At 38.1% G+C, this 1,952-nt stretch carries 2 protein-coding genes; both read right to left on the bottom strand.

Translation table 11 applies throughout. The annotated features are described in order from the left end of the window. Window positions 1-210: 210 nt before the first annotated feature. On the bottom strand, window positions 211-1,119 hold the full coding sequence (locus tag ACFUTU_RS21360) for a hypothetical protein (RefSeq protein WP_375839305.1): 909 nt from the start codon (window positions 1,117-1,119) through the stop codon (window positions 211-213). A 90-nt stretch (window positions 1,120-1,209) separates the two neighbouring features. Further along, on the bottom strand, window positions 1,210-1,383 hold the full coding sequence (locus ACFUTU_RS21355; RefSeq protein WP_375839303.1) for a hypothetical protein: 174 nt from the start codon (window positions 1,381-1,383) through the stop codon (window positions 1,210-1,212). Window positions 1,384-1,952 lie beyond the last annotated feature (569 nt).

Here is a 1,952-nt window from a genome sequence, read left to right as displayed (position 1 = left end):
TCAGCATTTTAGCACTCACTCGACAGAGTGTATAAGTGCGCCATTCGGAATTTCAAAGCTTCAAATTTCACAGAGAGTGCCCATTTATACACACCCCCTAAATCGTGGTGTGACAATGGGTTCTCGCCGGCTCGAAATCGGTTTGTCATTCTGACAAATAACCCTTCGGGAAATAAAAAAAACGGCTCCATAAAGAGGAACCGTTTTGCTTCAAAAATCACGTTTTGTGTTATACTGGAGAAACGAAATTGTGTTTTCAAAATTGTCATTTTCGACATGATAACTTTTCTCGTAGTGTGGTTTTGCCGAACCCACTACTTTTTTTATGTCTCCGAACTTCATTTCTTCCCGTTCCGGCTTAACAATCCCTTTTGATTTTCGATACATATTCATTCCGGAAGGATACATGTGCAGCCGTCCGCCTTTTAAAAATTTCTTTTCCCGACCTTCTACGATCTTTGTTTGCACCTCACAGCCCTCTGAAGCCACTTTTAAGGCTGTTTCCCTGTCTTGGACATCTTCTAGGTCTATATCAGTCAAATAAGCGCTCAAATAGGCTCCTATGTTGTCTATATCCTTTAATGACTTGATTGTTACAAATCCTAAACCCCATAGACTCCTTAATTCAGCATTTTTAATATAAATCTTATCCAAATCATTAAAGCGCATTAAAACATGACAATGCCAGGCTCCACGTCCTTGTGGCTCTACCACCGATAAATAATCTATCGAACTTTCTTTCTTGTATTTATAACGCAACCTGTCGATAAAATTTTGAAAATCACTATAAAGTTTTTTCGTGTCCGTCATATTTTTCTTGTATGTCAAAGTTATATGTAATTCATTTGGCCGTCCTATAAAATTGTTATTTATCAAATAACGCAGCTTCTTAAAGGTTTGTCTCAAAGAATTATAATTTTCCTGCCGATTTTCCGAATGCTCGAACTCCCGGATCTCCCCAGTAGAGAGGTCTACAAACCTATCCTTGTCCAATTTTTTGATATTATTTTTCCGGTTCATCTTCTCCATATGCTGAACTTCAATGACGTGATTCATAGTGGTCACTTTTACAACATCATTTGGAGCTATGAAAACCGCGTCACCATTGCGTTTATCCATCCATTTCCCCTCAATTTTTCCTGTAATGTTTAATTAAAATCAAGTTAATAATAAAGAACCCCAAATCCGAAGTCAGTTTTTCAACAAAAATTAGCGTCCTTTTCCCAAATAGTCCCTATACAATTCCTTAATAGCAAACTCAATTACAGCATCTTTTGAAACTCTTCCAAATTCATTGTGTTTTGTAAAATGTTCGGCTAATAACTCTAGCTTTTTAAATGTTTCAACAGTAATTCGAGGTCCAATTTGTTTTTTCTCTTCCATCCAAACACACTCCTAACAAGTTGTTAACATAATTCTAACATTGGAAATAATAGAATTCAAGAACAGAAAAAAGAAGCACACTCGGAATGATATTTCGTTTCCTTTTGATTCCGAGCCTCCACCCCTTACAATCCCCAAAGGCAACCGACAAGGGAAAATTCGTCCCTTATCGGCACCTCCGGAAATTGTACAGCAAGGGGTCACTCCCAATAAAAAGACTACGACATATAAAACAGGTTTAGCTTCAGAGAAAAAGAGCATAAGGAAACTCGGTGCCACCCTAAAAAAAAGGGTGTCAAACAGGCTGTGCCTGTTGAGTTTCTATGCTCTTAGAACAGGTGCCGTTTTTGAAGCCAAAGATATAGCATAGATACCCCATAGATATAGCAGGGATATACCAAAATATCTCTAGAGATACGGGTATCTATGCTATATCTCTCTACAAGATTCCTCCACACGCTTGACGGAAATGCTTCAGCATTTTAGCACTCACTCGACAGAGTGTATAAGTGCGCCATTCGGAATTTCAAAGCTTCAAATTTCACAGAGAGTGCCCATTTATACACACC

The organism is Arthrobacter sp. NPDC057388 (assembly GCF_042668165.1).
Lineage (GTDB): Bacteria > Actinomycetota > Actinomycetes > Actinomycetales > Micrococcaceae > Arthrobacter.
This window is presented reverse-complemented; position numbering and strand designations above follow the sequence as displayed.